This is a genomic window from Geminocystis sp. NIES-3709 (genome assembly GCF_001548115.1).
Classification (GTDB): domain Bacteria; phylum Cyanobacteriota; class Cyanobacteriia; order Cyanobacteriales; family Cyanobacteriaceae; genus Geminocystis.
Genome location: NZ_AP014821.1, coordinates 176,222 through 191,485, shown reverse-complemented (window position 1 = coordinate 191,485; position 15,264 = coordinate 176,222). Strand labels below are relative to the sequence as shown.

At 33.0% G+C, this 15,264-nt stretch carries 16 protein-coding genes; 7 read left to right on the top strand and 9 right to left on the bottom strand.

The window, feature by feature from the left end; all coding sequences use genetic code 11:
• Nucleotides 1-45: 45 nt before the first annotated feature.
• Entirely contained in the window at nt 46-372 is a 327-nt protein-coding gene (locus tag GM3709_RS00740; RefSeq protein ID WP_066115339.1) for a hypothetical protein, read from the bottom strand.
• 15 nt (nt 373-387) lie between these two features.
• On the opposite strand from GM3709_RS00740, the gene GM3709_RS21605 reads away from it, so the two are divergent.
• Nucleotides 388-510: a hypothetical protein gene (locus GM3709_RS21605; RefSeq protein WP_255359676.1), complete on the top strand. Its 123-nt coding sequence runs from the start codon at nt 388-390 to the stop codon at nt 508-510.
• Here the strand turns inward: GM3709_RS21605 and GM3709_RS00735 are convergent.
• From GM3709_RS00735 to cbiD, 8 genes are all read right to left on the bottom strand, one after another.
• Complete coding sequence (locus GM3709_RS00735) at nt 507-719, bottom strand: DUF2839 domain-containing protein (protein ID WP_066115337.1); 213 nt, start codon at nt 717-719, stop codon at nt 507-509. The genes GM3709_RS21605 and GM3709_RS00735 overlap by 4 nt on opposite strands.
• Nucleotides 720-797: 78 nt before the next feature.
• Nucleotides 798-2,273: a leucyl aminopeptidase gene (locus tag GM3709_RS00730; RefSeq protein ID WP_066115336.1), complete on the bottom strand. Its 1,476-nt coding sequence runs from the start codon at nt 2,271-2,273 to the stop codon at nt 798-800.
• Between the two features lie 413 nt (nt 2,274-2,686).
• Nucleotides 2,687-4,849, bottom strand: a complete 2,163-nt coding sequence (locus tag GM3709_RS00720) for a transglycosylase SLT domain-containing protein (protein ID WP_066115331.1) — start codon at nt 4,847-4,849, stop codon at nt 2,687-2,689.
• Between the two features lie 120 nt (nt 4,850-4,969).
• Nucleotides 4,970-5,455, bottom strand: coding sequence for an MEKHLA domain-containing protein (locus tag GM3709_RS00715; RefSeq protein WP_066115329.1), 486 nt, complete (start codon nt 5,453-5,455; stop codon nt 4,970-4,972).
• A 194-nt stretch (nt 5,456-5,649) separates the two neighbouring features.
• Nucleotides 5,650-5,958 (bottom strand): hypothetical protein, encoded by a 309-nt coding sequence (locus tag GM3709_RS00710; protein ID WP_066115327.1) that lies wholly within the window; start codon nt 5,956-5,958, stop codon nt 5,650-5,652.
• A 34-nt stretch (nt 5,959-5,992) separates the two neighbouring features.
• Complete coding sequence (locus GM3709_RS00705; RefSeq protein ID WP_066115324.1) at nt 5,993-7,258, bottom strand: IS701 family transposase; 1,266 nt, start codon at nt 7,256-7,258, stop codon at nt 5,993-5,995.
• 58 nt (nt 7,259-7,316) lie between these two features.
• Entirely contained in the window at nt 7,317-8,996 is a 1,680-nt protein-coding gene (locus GM3709_RS00700) for a TrkA family potassium uptake protein (protein WP_231937594.1), read from the bottom strand.
• Between the two features lie 300 nt (nt 8,997-9,296).
• Complete coding sequence (gene cbiD / locus GM3709_RS00695) at nt 9,297-10,397, bottom strand: cobalt-precorrin-5B (C(1))-methyltransferase CbiD (RefSeq protein WP_066115322.1); 1,101 nt, start codon at nt 10,395-10,397, stop codon at nt 9,297-9,299.
• A gap of 109 nt (nt 10,398-10,506) precedes the next feature.
• Between cbiD and hisF the strand changes: the two genes are divergently transcribed.
• The 6 genes from hisF (at nt 10,507) to GM3709_RS00665 (ending at nt 15,043) form a co-directional block, all read left to right on the top strand.
• The gene (gene hisF / locus GM3709_RS00690) at nt 10,507-11,274 is read left to right on the top strand and encodes an imidazole glycerol phosphate synthase subunit HisF (protein WP_066115321.1); all 768 of its coding nucleotides are present in this window, start codon (nt 10,507-10,509) and stop codon (nt 11,272-11,274) included.
• A gap of 631 nt (nt 11,275-11,905) precedes the next feature.
• Nucleotides 11,906-12,130: a type II toxin-antitoxin system HicB family antitoxin gene (locus GM3709_RS00685; protein ID WP_066115319.1), complete on the top strand. Its 225-nt coding sequence runs from the start codon at nt 11,906-11,908 to the stop codon at nt 12,128-12,130.
• Nucleotides 12,130-12,318, top strand: a complete 189-nt coding sequence (locus tag GM3709_RS00680) for a type II toxin-antitoxin system HicA family toxin (protein WP_066115317.1) — start codon at nt 12,130-12,132, stop codon at nt 12,316-12,318. Before GM3709_RS00685 ends, GM3709_RS00680 begins: the two co-directional genes overlap by 1 nt.
• Nucleotides 12,319-12,425: 107 nt before the next feature.
• Nucleotides 12,426-13,367, top strand: a complete 942-nt coding sequence (locus GM3709_RS00675) for an IS5 family transposase (RefSeq protein ID WP_066115315.1) — start codon at nt 12,426-12,428, stop codon at nt 13,365-13,367.
• A 315-nt stretch (nt 13,368-13,682) separates the two neighbouring features.
• Entirely contained in the window at nt 13,683-14,462 is a 780-nt protein-coding gene (locus GM3709_RS00670; RefSeq protein ID WP_066115313.1) for a photosystem II S4 domain protein, read from the top strand.
• Nucleotides 14,463-14,479: 17 nt separating this feature from the next.
• Nucleotides 14,480-15,043 carry a manganese efflux pump MntP family protein gene (locus GM3709_RS00665; RefSeq protein ID WP_066115310.1) on the top strand — a complete coding sequence of 188 codons (564 nt, stop codon included), beginning with the start codon at nt 14,480-14,482 and terminating at the stop codon, nt 15,041-15,043.
• The last annotated feature ends 221 nt before the right edge of the window (nt 15,044-15,264 follow it).

Below are 15,264 nucleotides of genomic sequence, written 5' to 3'. Positions count from 1 at the left end.
TCCCTCTTGTCTTACTTGTGCAAGAAGTCTAATTCAAAAAAGAATCTAGTCTAAATAACCCATTAAAAGTAAAACATCATCTATATGATTAGAAGCTACAGGGCGATTACCCATAATTTTAAACTCTTGACTAATCTTGAGATTGCTTGACACGATCGGGCGAGAACCGGATAAAGTTAACATACCTTTAATATTTAAACCACTTTTTGTAATAGGACGTAAACTACCAACAGTGGTATAAGTATTTACAATCTGTAAGTGACTAGGTTCAATGGGACGATTTCCGTAGAATAAACCAGATTGATTAGCTAACTTAAGTGCAGATGTACCTTGAGATTGGTCATTTGGTTGATTTTCCCAATTGTCTGTCATAATTGATTCTCCTAAATGAATTATATAAAATTAAGTTTTATCACAAAAAAAGCCTTCAGAATTTGGAAACTAGAGCATTTGTCGGATAAAATTTTGAGGGCAGATAACGATCGATCGTTAATAGTTATGATACCCTAATATACCGACCACCACCCAAAGGCAGGACCGATGAATCGAATTGTAATCCATCCAGTTGCCAAAAGTCCAATACCCACCCATGCACCACGAGTAGTAAATTTATAGGCATCTTCAGCTTGTTTTTTCGTTAACGGCAACCATGAAATAAAACGTTCTTCTTTACCGTAATCTTCTCCTAATGTTTCTTTTCTTCTTTTAGATTCACCCATGTTGATTAAGTAGTAAGTAATAAGTAGTGAATAGTTATCAGTTAATATACCAAACTTCTATCTTCTAGTTTCCAATTCCTAATCATTTAAAGCCCAGTTTACTAGAGTTCGGACGGCAAAACCAGTACCCCCTTCATTATCTATGGCAGTGGATTTTTCTGCCCAAACCGGCCCGGCTATATCTAAGTGAGCCCAAGGAGTATCTTTGACAAATTGTTGCAAAAATAAGGCCGCAGTAATGGAGCCTCCAGCACGACTACCTGTATTTTTCATGTCGGCGATCGATGACTTCATTTGATCAAAATATTTGTTTTCCATGGGCATTTGCCAGAATTTTTCCCCAGCCGTTTGAGCAGAGGTTTTTAACTGAGTAGCTAAATCATCATCGGTTGTCCATAATCCAGCGATGTCGTTACCTAAAGCCACAATACAAGCACCCGTTAAAGTGGCTAAATCGACGATGGCATCGACTCCCAATTTATCGGCATAAACAAGGGCATCAGCGAGGGTTAAACGTCCTTCTGCGTCAGTATTGTTAACTTCGATCGTTTTGCCATTAGATGCGGTTAAAATATCTCCGGGGTGCATCGCTTTACCGCTAATCATGTTTTCTGTTACGGCACTGATAAAGTGAATCTCTACATCTGGTTTCAGTTGTGCGATCGCTTTTGCCGCTCCAAAAGTTGCAGCCGCACCTCCCATGTCCATTTTCATGGTTTCGATACCACTACCACTAACCTTGATATTTAAACCACCAGAATCAAAAGTTAAACCCTTACCGACAATAGCTAATTTACGTTTAGGGGTATTTTCAGGTTTATAGATAAGATGAATAAATTTAGGGGGTAAATCCGAGGCTTTGGCGACTCCTAAAAATGATCCCATACCCAATTTTTCACAGTCTTCTTGTTCTAAAATGGTTAACTCTAAACCATATTCATGGGCTAAATTTTCTACAGTTTCTGTCATCGTTACAGGATTGATGACGTTTGCCGGTGCGTTGACTAATTCTCTGGCTAAAATGACTCCAGAGGTTATTTTTTGTGCCGTTTCAATAGCTTTATTCGATGCCGGTAAATCTAATAAGTCTATAGTTTCTAAACTAATTTTTTGATCTTCCGTATCAGATTTAAAACGGTTATCTTGATGTAAGGCTAAAATAACTCCTTCACTAATCATTTGGGCAACTATATCATTATCATAGTCGGGATGATTAATGGCGATGGCTAAAGTTTTGATTTTAGCTTGTTTTGCTACTCTGGCAATATATCCTCCTGCCTGACGAAAAGAATCAACGGTAAGATCTTCTTCTTTCCCTAAACCGACTAAAATAATTTTACCTAAAGAATTATTTCCTCCTATTCTGGCGATCGTAGTACACCCTAATTTACCTTTAAACTCAGTTTCTACAATTAATTCACTAATCGTATTATCTAATTTGTGGTCTAATTCTGTCAAAGCCTCGCTAAGTTGGACTTTATCCGTAAAAAAGCCGATGGCTAAAGCGTCTCCATTCCACTCTAATTTAGAAATATTGCTAATCTTAATTTCCATAATGCCGTTTAGACTAAATAAATATAATTTTTTTATTTCCAATGATTTTACCAATTTAGCTGACATTGGGCATCATTTATCAAAAACCCATTATTTCTTGTGTAAAGGAAAAGAAAAAGATAAGCTAACAGAAGAGAAGTTAGGTTTAATTTTTCTTGCGAGAATATTATGAGTCGAAATCTAATTAAAATTCAGAAAAATCTACGTTTGTTAATTATTGCTTTAATCCCGATTACTGTGATTTTATATCTATTGAGAGGATTAGGATTTCTTGGTTTTCTATCAGGGGGAATTTTATTATTTTTGATAATAGCTTCTTTTTTTTCTCTGGTTACATTTTTGATAATTCAAACTTATTCTTGAAATTTTAATAATAATAGTTAAGGTAGGAGTCAGAAGACAGCAAACCCTAATTAATCAATTTTTTCTTGTATTTGAGGATCATATAATTCTACATAATTCCAATAATTGGCAAAAACTGACTCAATATAGCCTTTTGTCTCTGGAAAAGGTATATTTTCCACAAATTCATCAAAATCATCAAGATTATAACGTTTTACCCAATTTGCCACATTACCCGGACCGGCATTATAACTAGCGACAGCAAGTAAGGAATTTCCGTTATAGGTTTCGTGGGTATAATCTAAATACCATGTTCCCATCTTAATATTATCATCAGGATCTGTGAGAGAGTATTCTTTGACATTAATTTGTGGTGCAATCCATTTTCCTGTATCGGGCATAATTTGCATTAATCCTGTGGCACCAACAGGAGACTTGATTTCTTTCTCAAATCTCGATTCTTGACGAATAAGAGACACTACCAAGAAAGGATTTAGTTTTCTTTGAGTTGACCATTTTACGATTAAATCTTCATAGTGGAAGGGAAATAAACCGTACCAATATTCTGGACTGTTGCGTAATATTTGCCATTCTCGATAATCTTCTGAGTTATCTCGACGATTTTTTAAATTCCAAATAGTATTAATTCCTTGTAAATTTTTACCTTGAATTTGTTCTATTAATCCTTGAATAAATTGTTCTGATACTGTTAACTCTCGTTTATCACCTATTTCACCTCTAAATAAATCGATCGCTTCTTGATTTTCTCCTAATAAAAATAACTCTTTAAACATATTAGAACCTGCAGGAGGAATCGATCGAGTATTGGGAGTTTCAACTTTTAATGGTAAACTGCGAATAGTGGTAAAATCTCCCACATCTTTACCTAATCTCACTGCCGATCGCCAAGCGTAGTACGAATGAGGATAATTGTCAAGGACAAATTGAAAAGCCTTTTGTGCCTCAGATGGTTGTCCTAATTTTTCTGCCCACTTACCTACCCAAAAACCAGCTTTCGGTGCCACATCACTATCAGGATTGTTGACGCTGATTTGTTGAGCCCATTGCCACGCAGAAACAAAATTATTTCCCCTTGCAAACTCTTGTGCCACCTGCCAACGATAATTTGCGGCTTCTTCGGAGTTGGGAAATTGCTGTAACAATTCGTTTCTTGCTTTCGTTGCTTCGTCAAATCTACCCATTACGGTTAAGATCGTAGCTTTTTGACTTAAGGCTTTCGGTGCTTCCTCAAGAAATCGTTTATCGACTTTACTGAGATAAGATAAGGCTTCATCCCCCTGAGTCATAGCCGCTAATCGTCTCAATGCTAATCCAGTGTCAGGTGCGTCAGGAAATTCATTAACTAATTTGAGATAAAAACTTTTTGCTTCAACTTTTTTATTTGAGACTTGATAACCTCTAGCAATACGATACAAATTTTCGGGGGTAGAAGTGCCTTTTTGATAGGCTTTAACTGACGGTAAATAATGACTATTTTGCCAGTAATTATTGGCGATTATATCCCATTCTTGAGGAGTTAATTCTTTTCCAAATTCTTTAACTAATTGATCTAAATTTGCTTTAGTTTGAGATGATAAATCATAGGTAGCTAATAACAATAATAAGTCTTTTTGTTTCGGATCTTTTTTTAATAATTGACGTGCTATTTCGTGGGTACGGGGATATTGAGGAAATCTTTTAATGGCTTCTTGCCAATAGTTTGAGTCATAATTGCCAAGTTTATAATAGGCTTCAGCACTAACTAAATTTTCAGGAAATTCTGCCACTAATTTTAACCAAATTTCTTGAGCTTTTTCTATGTCATTTGTTAACTCATAAGCTCGTCCTTCTCGTAATAAAATATAAGGAGCTAAAATCGGATATTCTTGATCTAAATTTTTAAGATAATTTAAGGCTTTTGCACCATCAAAATCATCCCTTAATATATCTCCTGCTAATAAAAATCTTGCTCTACTTCTGTCTAAAGATGGTTTCTCTTGATTGGCGATCGTTTCTAAAGGAATTTGACGCTCTTTGGCAGAAATATCAGCTAAAGGTAAAACCTCAGAAGGAGCATCTAGTCTATATTCTGGAGGTTCTGGCTTAGAAGTAATAACGATTTCATCGAGAATGCCAATAAGTTTAGGAGTTAAAACCGTTGCACCGACGACTCCGGCGAGAATAATTAATAGGGTGGGTATTGGTACTAGAGTTTTACTTTTTTTGCTTTTCATCTACTTTTGAGTCGTTATCATTTTGAGGAGAATTACTATCACAATGAGGTTTTTAATCTACTATTATTCCTCTTACTAATAGTGGTTAATCTTTGAAAGGCTTAGTAAGTAATCATCATATCATAAGAGATCCCATTGGGAAAATGTAGCCGCCTGTCCACAAAATTTTCCTTCATTATCTGTTAAATTCCACACTGTTATATCTTTGATTAAGTATTTTTTTCCTGTGCGAGAAATTCTGATTCCTTGATAATTTTGGATATAACCTTTGCTAATAGTTTCTTGTAATAATTTTTCTCTTTCTTCTCTTAGTAACGGTTGTGTTGTCATTCTTGAAGGAGTGTTAGTTAATTGTTGCCAATCCATTTCCCACAATTCTAAACCTTTTTTATTACTATAATTGTAAATAGGATCGAGATCTGTGTTATGAGAATAAACGACTCGATCGAGATAAAATAGATTTTTAGATTGAGTTAATTTATCACTTTTTTGATCATAAAGTGGCACTGTACGATCGATTAATTCTGTATTTAATAATTGGTAATAACTATTTAAAATAATTTGTGTCCAAGCAATAATTTCTGAATTTTGCCAAATATTCTCCATAGAATTAAGAATGAAAAATCTTTAATTTTCAATAGTTACGGTAATTTAAAATAGATAAAATCTGGATTTGCTCTTGTTGCAGATAAACTGATCAAAAAAAACTAAGATCGTGTTTTATTATATCACCGTGAAATAAATTTCGAGATAAAATAAACTAACAGGACTTAACTCGTCAGCTTTTGAGATGATTCTCCCTAATAATTCTGAAAATGATGTAATTTGCTGGAGACTTGATTTTTTTGTAAAGCATTAATTAATCTTACTCCTTGATGACGATAAACATTGACGGGTAAAACTTGGGGAAGATTTTCCATTGTCTCTCTAGCAACTTTTAATGGACAACCTGTAATTCTGGCGATCGCATTTGTACCTTCAAAAATACCCATATCTGACTTAGCCGAGATAATTTCTATTTGCCATTGTTTAGGTTTAATTTTTCCTGTTTCAATGCTTTTTAATCCTTCTATAGTGGCTAATACAATTAATCGATCGCCTTTTGCCAACAGTATATCATCACTAGCGGTACTTAGACAAAAATTATGCCCAAATAAACCCTAAACTAGCTTTATATAAACTAAATACTTCCACATTGTCTTTTAACCATTGAAAAAAGCGAAAAGACACAGCATTACGAAACGCTTCCAATGCCTCAGCAAAAGTATTTAACGGTTTATTCCCCCATTGTCTTCTTAAACCTCCTGTCAAACGATGCCATTGAATAAAAGTGTAGGCACAAAATACCAAGATAAAATGTCTCATTAAACTTCTTTTATTTCTCACTTGGTATTGTGATAACCCTAACCATCCCTTGATTTCACGGTAAAATACTTCTATCCAATTTCTTTGTGTATAAGTTTCTACTATCCAATTTCCACACACTTTTTCTCCTATTTCATTAGTCATTAAATAATCAATATCTGTGGAATTTTCAAAAGTATCTGCATTCATGACGATAGCTACAGTTTTTATTCCCGACAAAGCTGATAATTCAATATTTATCGTTGCTACCCAAAGAGTTTTTTCTCGATTTTTTCCTATTCTTATTTTTTCAAAACTATCTTGGGGTAATGATTTTGCTATTTCAGCTATGGTTTTTTCAGACTCGATAAAATCTTGTTTTACCAATTTTACTAATCTATTTTTAGCAATAATTCCTATATATTTTAAATTCTTTTTTTCTAGTTTGCCTAATAAATTAGTATTGTTTCCATAACCACCATCCATTAAAATTATTTGGGGACAATAATTTCGATTTAAACATTTTTCAATTAAATTAAAGGCAATGTCTGGTTTTTTCTGAAATTGTGGAGCGTCTTTTCCTTCAGGGAAATTTTCGGCTTTTTCATATAATTCAACGTCTAAAGGAAAACTTCTCACACCATCATAAATGTGAGTAGTGACTATAACATTACCATTATCAGTTTTGCCAATTTCACCAATATATTGTCTTCCCACACAGTCAGTAAAGTTTCCACTTTTACGATGACCTGAATCGTCTATAATTAAGGAGAAACATCGACTAATTTTTGTTTGACGACAGGATGCAATAATTTCTAATCTTTTATCATTTACCTCATCATAATTCCAAGTGGACTCTGTTAAGAAATGGTGTAATTTATGATAAGTAATATCAAGATTATTATGGGCAATTTGAGTTATATTTTTTCTTTGAGAATCTCCTAATAAACCGCCCAAATAATTTCTAAACTCTCGTTTTTGTGCCTTTGTTTTTAAGACTGGGTCTATTTTTTCACACCAGCGATTGAAACATGGGGGCATTGATGAAGAAGTAATTTCTTTCATTTTGACCTAAAAGCAATATGATGTAAAAATTATAGCTTAATTGTTGTTATTGTTTTGTCTAAGTACCGCTAGGCATTAAAGTCGGAGTGAAACTGCCATTGCCAGAGTAAAAAACGGGAATAACCCCATATCCATAGGCAACTTCACCTAACAATAAATTATTTAAAGTATCCCCTTCCTCAATTTCATATTCTGTGAGTAAGATAGTTTTCTGCTCAAAACGGTATAATTGCAAGATGTTTTCTCCAAAAGCCGCCCCCACAAAGGCTTCTGCCGCTACTTGATAAGCACTAAAAACATGGGCGGTAGGAAGTAGTTTAGTTAAATTGTCAGTGAAACTATCTCCATTGGTGCGAATAACTACATTCAGATGGGGGTTAAAATTTTGAGTCATCAAAGCCACCTCTAAATTAGTAATATCATCATCGGTTACAATAACCACGCTTTTTGCTTTATCTAAATTGGCTAATTTTAAACTATCTTCTAAATTACCAATAATTAAGGGAAAATTAGACTCAAGAGAAGGATCAATATTTTTACTAAAAGTAATAGCTAATAAAGATTGTTTTAACTCTTTTAATTGATAAGCTATTTTTTGTCCAATTCTACCAAATCCAATAATAATGATGTGATTTTCTGTGGGAATAGGAAGACGTTTAGTCACGAATTGAAATTTAGAAGATAATAAAGTTTCTGTTAATAAAGCATATAAAACTCCCACAAAAGCGGTACCAGTTAAAGTTAAAGTTAAGCTAAATAATTGTAACCATTGAGGTATTTCTTGTACCGGTTCAATACTACCAAATAAGTCTGCATATCCTCCTAATAAAAGTATAGCCGTTACATAAAAAGAAGATATATAAGTAGCATTTTCTGCATAATGTTTGAATAAAAATGTTCCGATAATTAAGAGAATGAAAACAATTATCGAAGCAAAAATTCCTACTCCTTTAATTTTTTCTTTTCTATTTAATTTCCAGAATTTAATTAATTTAGGTTTTATATTTTCAAAATTATATCTAAGTGTTAGCCATAAAGATTGACGATTAATTATTTGATTAAAATTATCATGAGTTAATCGAAAATGATCTTCTGTTTCTACACAAATAATTGTATCTTGAGGCAGAATTTTAGTGTAGGGATTCCATTGATTAAACGTAGATGAAAAAGATTTTGACGGTTGATAATGACTAAGAATACGACGACTACGAGTATTTAATTCATGGAGAGAATCATAATTGCACCAAGGATGAGAAGGAGTAATTTTAACTCGACTAATTCTTATTTTTTGCTCATCTAGGGTAAAAAATCCTAAAACTTCTTTTCCTAATGCGGATAAAGCATAAGCATTCGCCGGTAATTCTGTGGGTTCGTAGGCTATAAAGTTACTTAATTGATTACTTAATAAATGATTCAAATTTTCTTTGTTCGATCGCATTACCAGTCTTGTTTTCTGGTTTAATTGTCTAATGGCAATAGCTGTGGCAACATTGACACTTTCTGATGTGGTTACTATCAAGGCGGCGCGACACTCTTCAATATTACTTTGTAGTAATATATCTCGATCGCTACAATCTCCCGTCAAAAGTAAGTCAATAAGAGGTAATAAATTTCTAATTTCATCATCTGGGGGAGGATTTTTTTCGATAACCACAATTTTCACCCCAAATTTTTTAAGGGCGATAACACAATTTTGTCCTAAACTTCCTAATCCACAAACAAGAAAGGTATCTAACATTGAATTGATAATTAACAATTAATCATAATAATAACCTCGGTTCGACATCAAATTTATGGGTAAGGGCAAGGTATTATTTGTTAGGTATTAGGTGAATAATTGATGAAAAACTATTAACAATTGATTTTACTTAGATTTATTTAATTAAATAATTAAACAGATTTGGTAAAATTAATCCTTAGCCTAAAGCCGAAAACCTAGCCACATCAAAGATTTTTTCATCGAACTCAGGTTAATAATAACTGCTGAAAATTAACAATTGGTTAACAATTCATAGCTTAAAAAGTAATATCATAATAATCAAATTTTTGTTATCAATTTTCCATTATTTCCTGTCGCAATTATATTGCGATTTCGATCGAATAAAATAGTACCAACTTTGATAAAATGATCAGAATGTTTTTTAATATAATTCTGAGCATTATCTTCAATTCTATTGGCAATAAATTGATAAATTTGATCGGTAAAATTACTATTGTTTTCTTTGTCAAAGTCTCTCAAAATTTGTAAAGCTGATTCTGTGGTTTGTGCTATAAATATTTTTTTTATAATATTATTTGGTAACTCTAAGTAAGCACAAATTGCTGTTAAAATTTCTAACCTTCCATCGGCTAAATGGTGATGAGTATGAAAAATATTTCCTGCTAATTTAACTAATTTTCCATGATAACCTAATAATATAATAGACTTAAGTTTTGCGATCGAAGCAGTAACAAGCATCGAACCTAACCAGTTAGCTGTTTTTACTAATTGCTCAGAATTAAAACCGATTTTCACTGCTAAATCTAAGCCATTTTCACCGATACAAAACACTAAATTGTCAAACTTTTTTGCTTTTTCTACTAATTCTTTTTGATATAATTCTAATTGTTCTTTGCTAGTTAAAGGTTGAGAAATACCCGTTGTACCTAACAAGGATAAACCCTCAATTACACCAAAAGCTGAGTTAGAAGTTCTTTGAGCAAGTTTTTTTCCTTCAGGTAAAATGATTTTTACTTCAACAATTGCAGTAATTTTTATATTATCTAGTAAATTTTTTTCTAATAGTTTTTGAGCATAAGAATAAATAGCTGATTTTTTTTCTAAATTAATAATTTTACCAATTCCTTCTCCACCTTCAATTATTAATTTAGTTTCATTATTTGGGGTTAAAGTTACGATCGACCAAATAGGAGTATTACGAGTTAAATCTAAATTATCACCCGGATCAGATCTAGTAATAGCTAAGGCTTGATTATCACTTATTTTAGCTATTTGTTCAATTTTAATACTGACAATTTTTGATGGTTTAATTAAGTCAATTTCTACTTGATCATTCTGATAGTTGCCTTGTAAATATTGTAAAGCAGACACTGCCGAAGCGGTAGCAAAAACAGGTAAAGTATAACCAGAATTGATCATAAAATAAATTTTTTAATAAGATAATATTGTTAAGTAAATAAATTTTTGCCTTTGATTACTTCTTCTTCTATGATAGGATAAGAAAACTCGATGGAATTACATAAAATAGATGTTAGCAAAAAGAATTTTACCCTGCTTAGATGTTAATGCTGGTAGAGTCGTTAAGGGTGTGAATTTTGTTGATTTAAAAGACGCAGGTGATCCCGTTGAACTGGCAAAAGTTTATAATGATGCAGGTGCTGATGAATTAGTCTTTTTAGACATCACCGCTACCCATGAAGCTAGAAATACAATTATTGATGTAGTTTATCGCACTGCTGAACAAGTCTTTATACCTTTGACGGTGGGAGGCGGTATTCAAACTCTTGATCATGTTAAAAATTTGTTACGGGCAGGAGCTGATAAGATTAGTATAAACTCCACTGCGGTGAAAAATCCTGATTTCATCAATCAATCTAGCGATCGATTCGGTTCTCAGTGTATAGTAGTAGCGATCGATGCTAGAAGAAGAAATGATCCTCATAATCAGGGTTGGGATGTCTATGTGAGAGGGGGGAGAGAAAATACAGGTAAAGATGCGATTCTATGGGCGGAGGAAGTAGCTAAAAGAGGTGCGGGAGAATTATTAGTTACCAGTATGGATGCAGACGGGACTCAGGCAGGATATGATTTAGAGCTAACTCGTACCATCGCCGAAAAAGTAGAAATCCCCGTAATTGCTTCTGGAGGTGCTGGAAATACTCATCATATTTATGAAGCCTTAACCCAAGGAAAAGCAGAAGCCGCCTTATTAGCATCTTTATTACATTATGGACAGTTAACCGTCAGTGAGATTAAGAGTTATTTATTCGATCGTCATATCACTGTAAGACGATAAAATTCACAAATTTAAGCTAGTTATAAAAAAATAAGGCTCTCTTACTTTGAGTATGATATTAAAAAAGGTGTTAGCGGTACTTTGAAAAATTTTGGTGCAAAAATAGCTTCAAATACAGTCAGAGTAAGAGATTTAGGTAAACGTCATAAAAACGGCTGAAACTCTTGGTATAAAAGGAAAAGTTATCGATCTATGTAAAATCTTTGATTTATAACGATTTGAGACTCATAGTTTAATATTTTTAGTTTAAGTCCCGATAATTTTTGCTTCTATATAATTATCAGTAGAATTTTTTTGATTTATGCAAATTTTAAGAATATTTTTATAAAATTACAATCATAGAAGGTTCGATTAAGGTAGAAAGTTCGATCGATAATGTGGTAGGGTTCGATCGCTAAAAGCGGCGCTGCGCGATCGAGCTTTATTATTCATTGTGATAAAATGATATTAATGATAAATTTAAGGTAAAAAAACAATGACTTTAAACGAGTTATTAGAAAGTCAAAAAATTATTCATTCTGACACTGAAATAAAGCTCAAACAACCTTTTTTGCTCGATTTTAGAGAAATTTTGCGAAGATAAAAAACATCTTTTACAATCAAATATTAAGTAGGATAAAAAAGTGAGCTTATGAAATATAAATACACGGCTAAATATACAAAAATTCCATCAGGATATATGGGACAAATTATAGAATGGCAAGAAGTCATTACCGAAGGAAAAAATCTAGCAGAGTGTCGTTTTATGTTAGAAGATGCTTTAAAGGAAATGATTTTAGCCTATCAACAGTTGGAAAAACCTATTCCCTTAAATGAGAATGACATTATCGAAAGTTTATCCATTGAGGTTGCTTAATGTCGGTAAAAAGAAGAGATTTGATTCAATATCTGGAGAGTCATGGTTTTTATTTGTTAAGAGAAGGGGGGAATCACTCTATTTACACCAATGATGAAATTACTATTCCCGTCAAAAGACATAACATCTTCGATCGAATTACAGCTAATCAAATTTGCAAACAAGCAGGATTAGATAAAAGATTTTAATTTAAGCATATTTTATAAAGTTACAATTAGGCTTTGTTGCATGAATCGCTTGTGGAGAGTATTTGAGATAAAATTAGGTATTGTTTTTCCATAGCCACCGTCAGAAGATGAAACAAAAATACCATCTAAGAAATTGGTCAGAATATGATCGAGGACTAAAACAAAGAGGAAGTCTGACATTTTGGCTTTCTGAAGAAGTCTTATCTAACTGGATTTTAACAGAAAAATCAGGAACTAGAGGAGCTGATAATTATTTCTCAGATCAAGCAATATTAACTTTTGTGATGGTGAAGTCTTTATTTAGTTTAGCGGGAAGACAAACGGAAGGTTTTTTAGAATCATTATTTGTTCTCATGGGGATTGATTTGCCAGTGCCAGACCATACTACGGTGTCTCGTAGAGCGAAAAATCTCGATGTAGTTCTACCAGTGAACAAAAGGGATGAACCTCGTCATGTGGTAGTAGATTCCACAGGGGTAAAAGTTTATGGTGAAGGTGAATGGAAAACCAGACAACACGGTGTAAGTAAAAGAAGAACATGGCGTAAATTACATTTAGCCGTAGATGAAAAAACAGGTAAAATTTTAGTAGCAGAAGTAACGACAAATAATTGCCATGACGGCGATGTACTAGAAAGTTTATTAGAAGCGGTAGAAGGTGAGATTGAGCAAGTTTCAGGGGATGGGGCTTATGATCGCGCAGCGCCAGAGCTTCGCTCTGATCAAAGAAAATGTTATCGGGCGATCGCCAAGAGAGGGGCAATGGCGACAATTCTACCACAAAACAATGCTCAAAAGTGGTCAGACATAGATGGAGACAGGAATAGAAATATCGAAAAAATTGAGGAAATAGGTAGAAAAGAATGGAAGGAAGAAAGTGGTTATAATCGACGTTCAATCAGTGAAACTACAATGTTTAGGCTAAAGACAATCTTTGGAGGAAAACTAAGTAGCAGAGATTTTGACAATCAGGCTGTGGAATTGTTTGTGAAATGTCTGTTGTTGAATAAAATGATCCAAATTGCCAAACCAGATAGCTATATAGTTTAACAACTCATAATGATAGGGTCATAGCGATCGTTCCTCTGAAAAATTGTTCGTTTTTTGATTCATGCAACAAAGCCTTACAATTATACAAAGTTCGATAATATGGTGGGGCTCGATCGCTAAAAGCGGTGCTGCGCGATCGACTTTTCATTATGAATGCGTGAGTAGTGATAATTCTAAACTTTTCAATTCAGGGTGAAAATAGTCATGATTTTGACCTCATAATGAAATATAACAACATATTTTTTTGCGATCGTTTGATATTCCTTTTTATTGCTATACTTAAGAGTCTATGGATTGTTAAGTGTCAAATTATAAATGTTACCCAGAGACGAATTACTCAAAAGAGTCGAAAATAGAGAAGAAATCGCTAAAATTATCGATAAAGCAGAAAAAGCGATCAAAACATGGGAGTTAGTTGTTACAGACTTTCTCTCTCCCCCCGTATTAGCTGAAATTCATCAAATTTTCGACTGTCTCACCGAAGTCAAAATTATTCCTTGGGGGGGCTATCCTCAAGCAGAAAGACAAAGAGTTGGGATTCATCGAGAAGAAGTCTTTGCCGATAATACTCAAATTTCTCTTGTGGCTTTAGACATCGCAGGAAATTTTCTCTTTGATACTGCTACTCATCGAGACTTTTTGGGTGCAATTTTAGGAACAGGTATTATTAGAGAAAAAATTGGTGATATTATCGTTTTGGGAGAAAGAGGTGCGCAAGTAATTGTTGTTGAAGAAATAGCTAATTTTCTGGAAATAAATTTAGTACAAGTGCGTTCAGTTCCTGTAAAAACTAACCGAATTGAATTATCAGAATTAAAAATTCGCCCTCCAAAAATCAAAGAAATGACAACGGTAGAAGCATCTTTAAGATTAGATGCAGTAGCTTCTTTTGGCTTTGGTTTATCCCGTGGCAAAATGTCAGAAGCCATTAGTAATGGCGATGTTAGAGTTAATTGGAAAGACATCACCCAACCTAGTTATAATGTCAAAAATGGTGATTTAGTATCTTTTAGAGGTAAAGGTAGATTAGAAATTGGAGAAATTGAAGTTACTAAAAAAGAACGTTATCGTATTAACTTGACAAGATTTGTATAAAAAAAGGTAGATTTTTAATGAATTTAATTACAATTTTGCTGACTTCTGTAGGTTTAGCTATGGATGCTTTTGCCGTTTCTATTGGTGGTGGTATTAGTTTAAAAAAAATAACCTCTAAAGATGCTGTAATCATTGCTAGTTTTTTTGGTGGATTTCAGTTTTTAATGCCATTATTAGGATGGTTTTCAGCTTTATTTTTTCGAGATTTTATTATTAGTTTTGATCACTGGATAGCCTTTGGTTTATTAGGTTTAATTGGTGGCAAAATGATCTATGAATCTTTTCAAGATGAAGAGGAAGAAGAGGGAACAGATTTCAGAAATTTATCTGTTTTATTAACCTTAGCTTTAGCTACTAGCATCGATGCTTTAGCCGTAGGTTTAACTTTTTCCGTTATTAAAACCCCAATTATAGAAGCTAGTGTAATTATTGGTATTATTACTTTTTTAATTTGTTTATTTGGTGTTTATGTAGGTAATAAATTTGGTCATATTTTTGAAAAACAAGCAGAGATAATAGGGGGAATCATTTTAATTGGCATTGGTATTAAAATTTTAATAGAACATCTAATATTTTTATAGGGTAAGTTAGATAATACATAGCAAATCCTAAACAAACTAATGAGGTACATTTTTAACAACCTAAATCCCATAATTCTGGGGGACTTAAATTTTAAATTTGTACCTTGTAATTATGATAAGTGCGATAAATTGATAATTTTAAGATTTTTTATTATTGATTAAAAATTAATCAATTATTTTGTCAAAATAGCTATAAATTTTTCTAAACTTTTAGTTATCTT

Bases quoted from the DNA above. Each gene is read 5' to 3' on its own strand.
- hisF (WP_066115321.1), top strand. From the start codon at position 10,507: ATGTTAGCAAAAAGAATTTTACCCTGCTTAGATGTTAATGCTGGTAGA.
- GM3709_RS00735 (WP_066115337.1), bottom strand. From the start codon at position 719: ATGGGTGAATCTAAAAGAAGAAAAGAAACATTAGGAGAAGATTACGGT.
- GM3709_RS00705 (WP_066115324.1), bottom strand. From the start codon at position 7,258: ATGAAAGAAATTACTTCTTCATCAATGCCCCCATGTTTCAATCGCTGG.
- cbiD (WP_066115322.1), bottom strand. From the start codon at position 10,397: ATGATCAATTCTGGTTATACTTTACCTGTTTTTGCTACCGCTTCGGCA.
- GM3709_RS00720 (WP_066115331.1), bottom strand. From the start codon at position 4,849: ATGAAAAGCAAAAAAAGTAAAACTCTAGTACCAATACCCACCCTATTA.
- GM3709_RS00670 (WP_066115313.1), top strand. From the start codon at position 13,683: ATGTTACCCAGAGACGAATTACTCAAAAGAGTCGAAAATAGAGAAGAA.
- GM3709_RS00685 (WP_066115319.1), top strand. From the start codon at position 11,906: ATGAAATATAAATACACGGCTAAATATACAAAAATTCCATCAGGATAT.
- GM3709_RS00730 (WP_066115336.1), bottom strand. From the start codon at position 2,273: ATGGAAATTAAGATTAGCAATATTTCTAAATTAGAGTGGAATGGAGAC.
- GM3709_RS00740 (WP_066115339.1), bottom strand. From the start codon at position 372: ATGACAGACAATTGGGAAAATCAACCAAATGACCAATCTCAAGGTACA.
- GM3709_RS00715 (WP_066115329.1), bottom strand. From the start codon at position 5,455: ATGGAGAATATTTGGCAAAATTCAGAAATTATTGCTTGGACACAAATT.
- GM3709_RS00665 (WP_066115310.1), top strand. From the start codon at position 14,480: ATGAATTTAATTACAATTTTGCTGACTTCTGTAGGTTTAGCTATGGAT.
- GM3709_RS21605 (WP_255359676.1), top strand. From the start codon at position 388: ATGAATTATATAAAATTAAGTTTTATCACAAAAAAAGCCTTCAGAATT.
- GM3709_RS00680 (WP_066115317.1), top strand. From the start codon at position 12,130: ATGTCGGTAAAAAGAAGAGATTTGATTCAATATCTGGAGAGTCATGGT.
- GM3709_RS00675 (WP_066115315.1), top strand. From the start codon at position 12,426: ATGAAACAAAAATACCATCTAAGAAATTGGTCAGAATATGATCGAGGA.
- GM3709_RS00700 (WP_231937594.1), bottom strand. From the start codon at position 8,996: ATGTTAGATACCTTTCTTGTTTGTGGATTAGGAAGTTTAGGACAAAAT.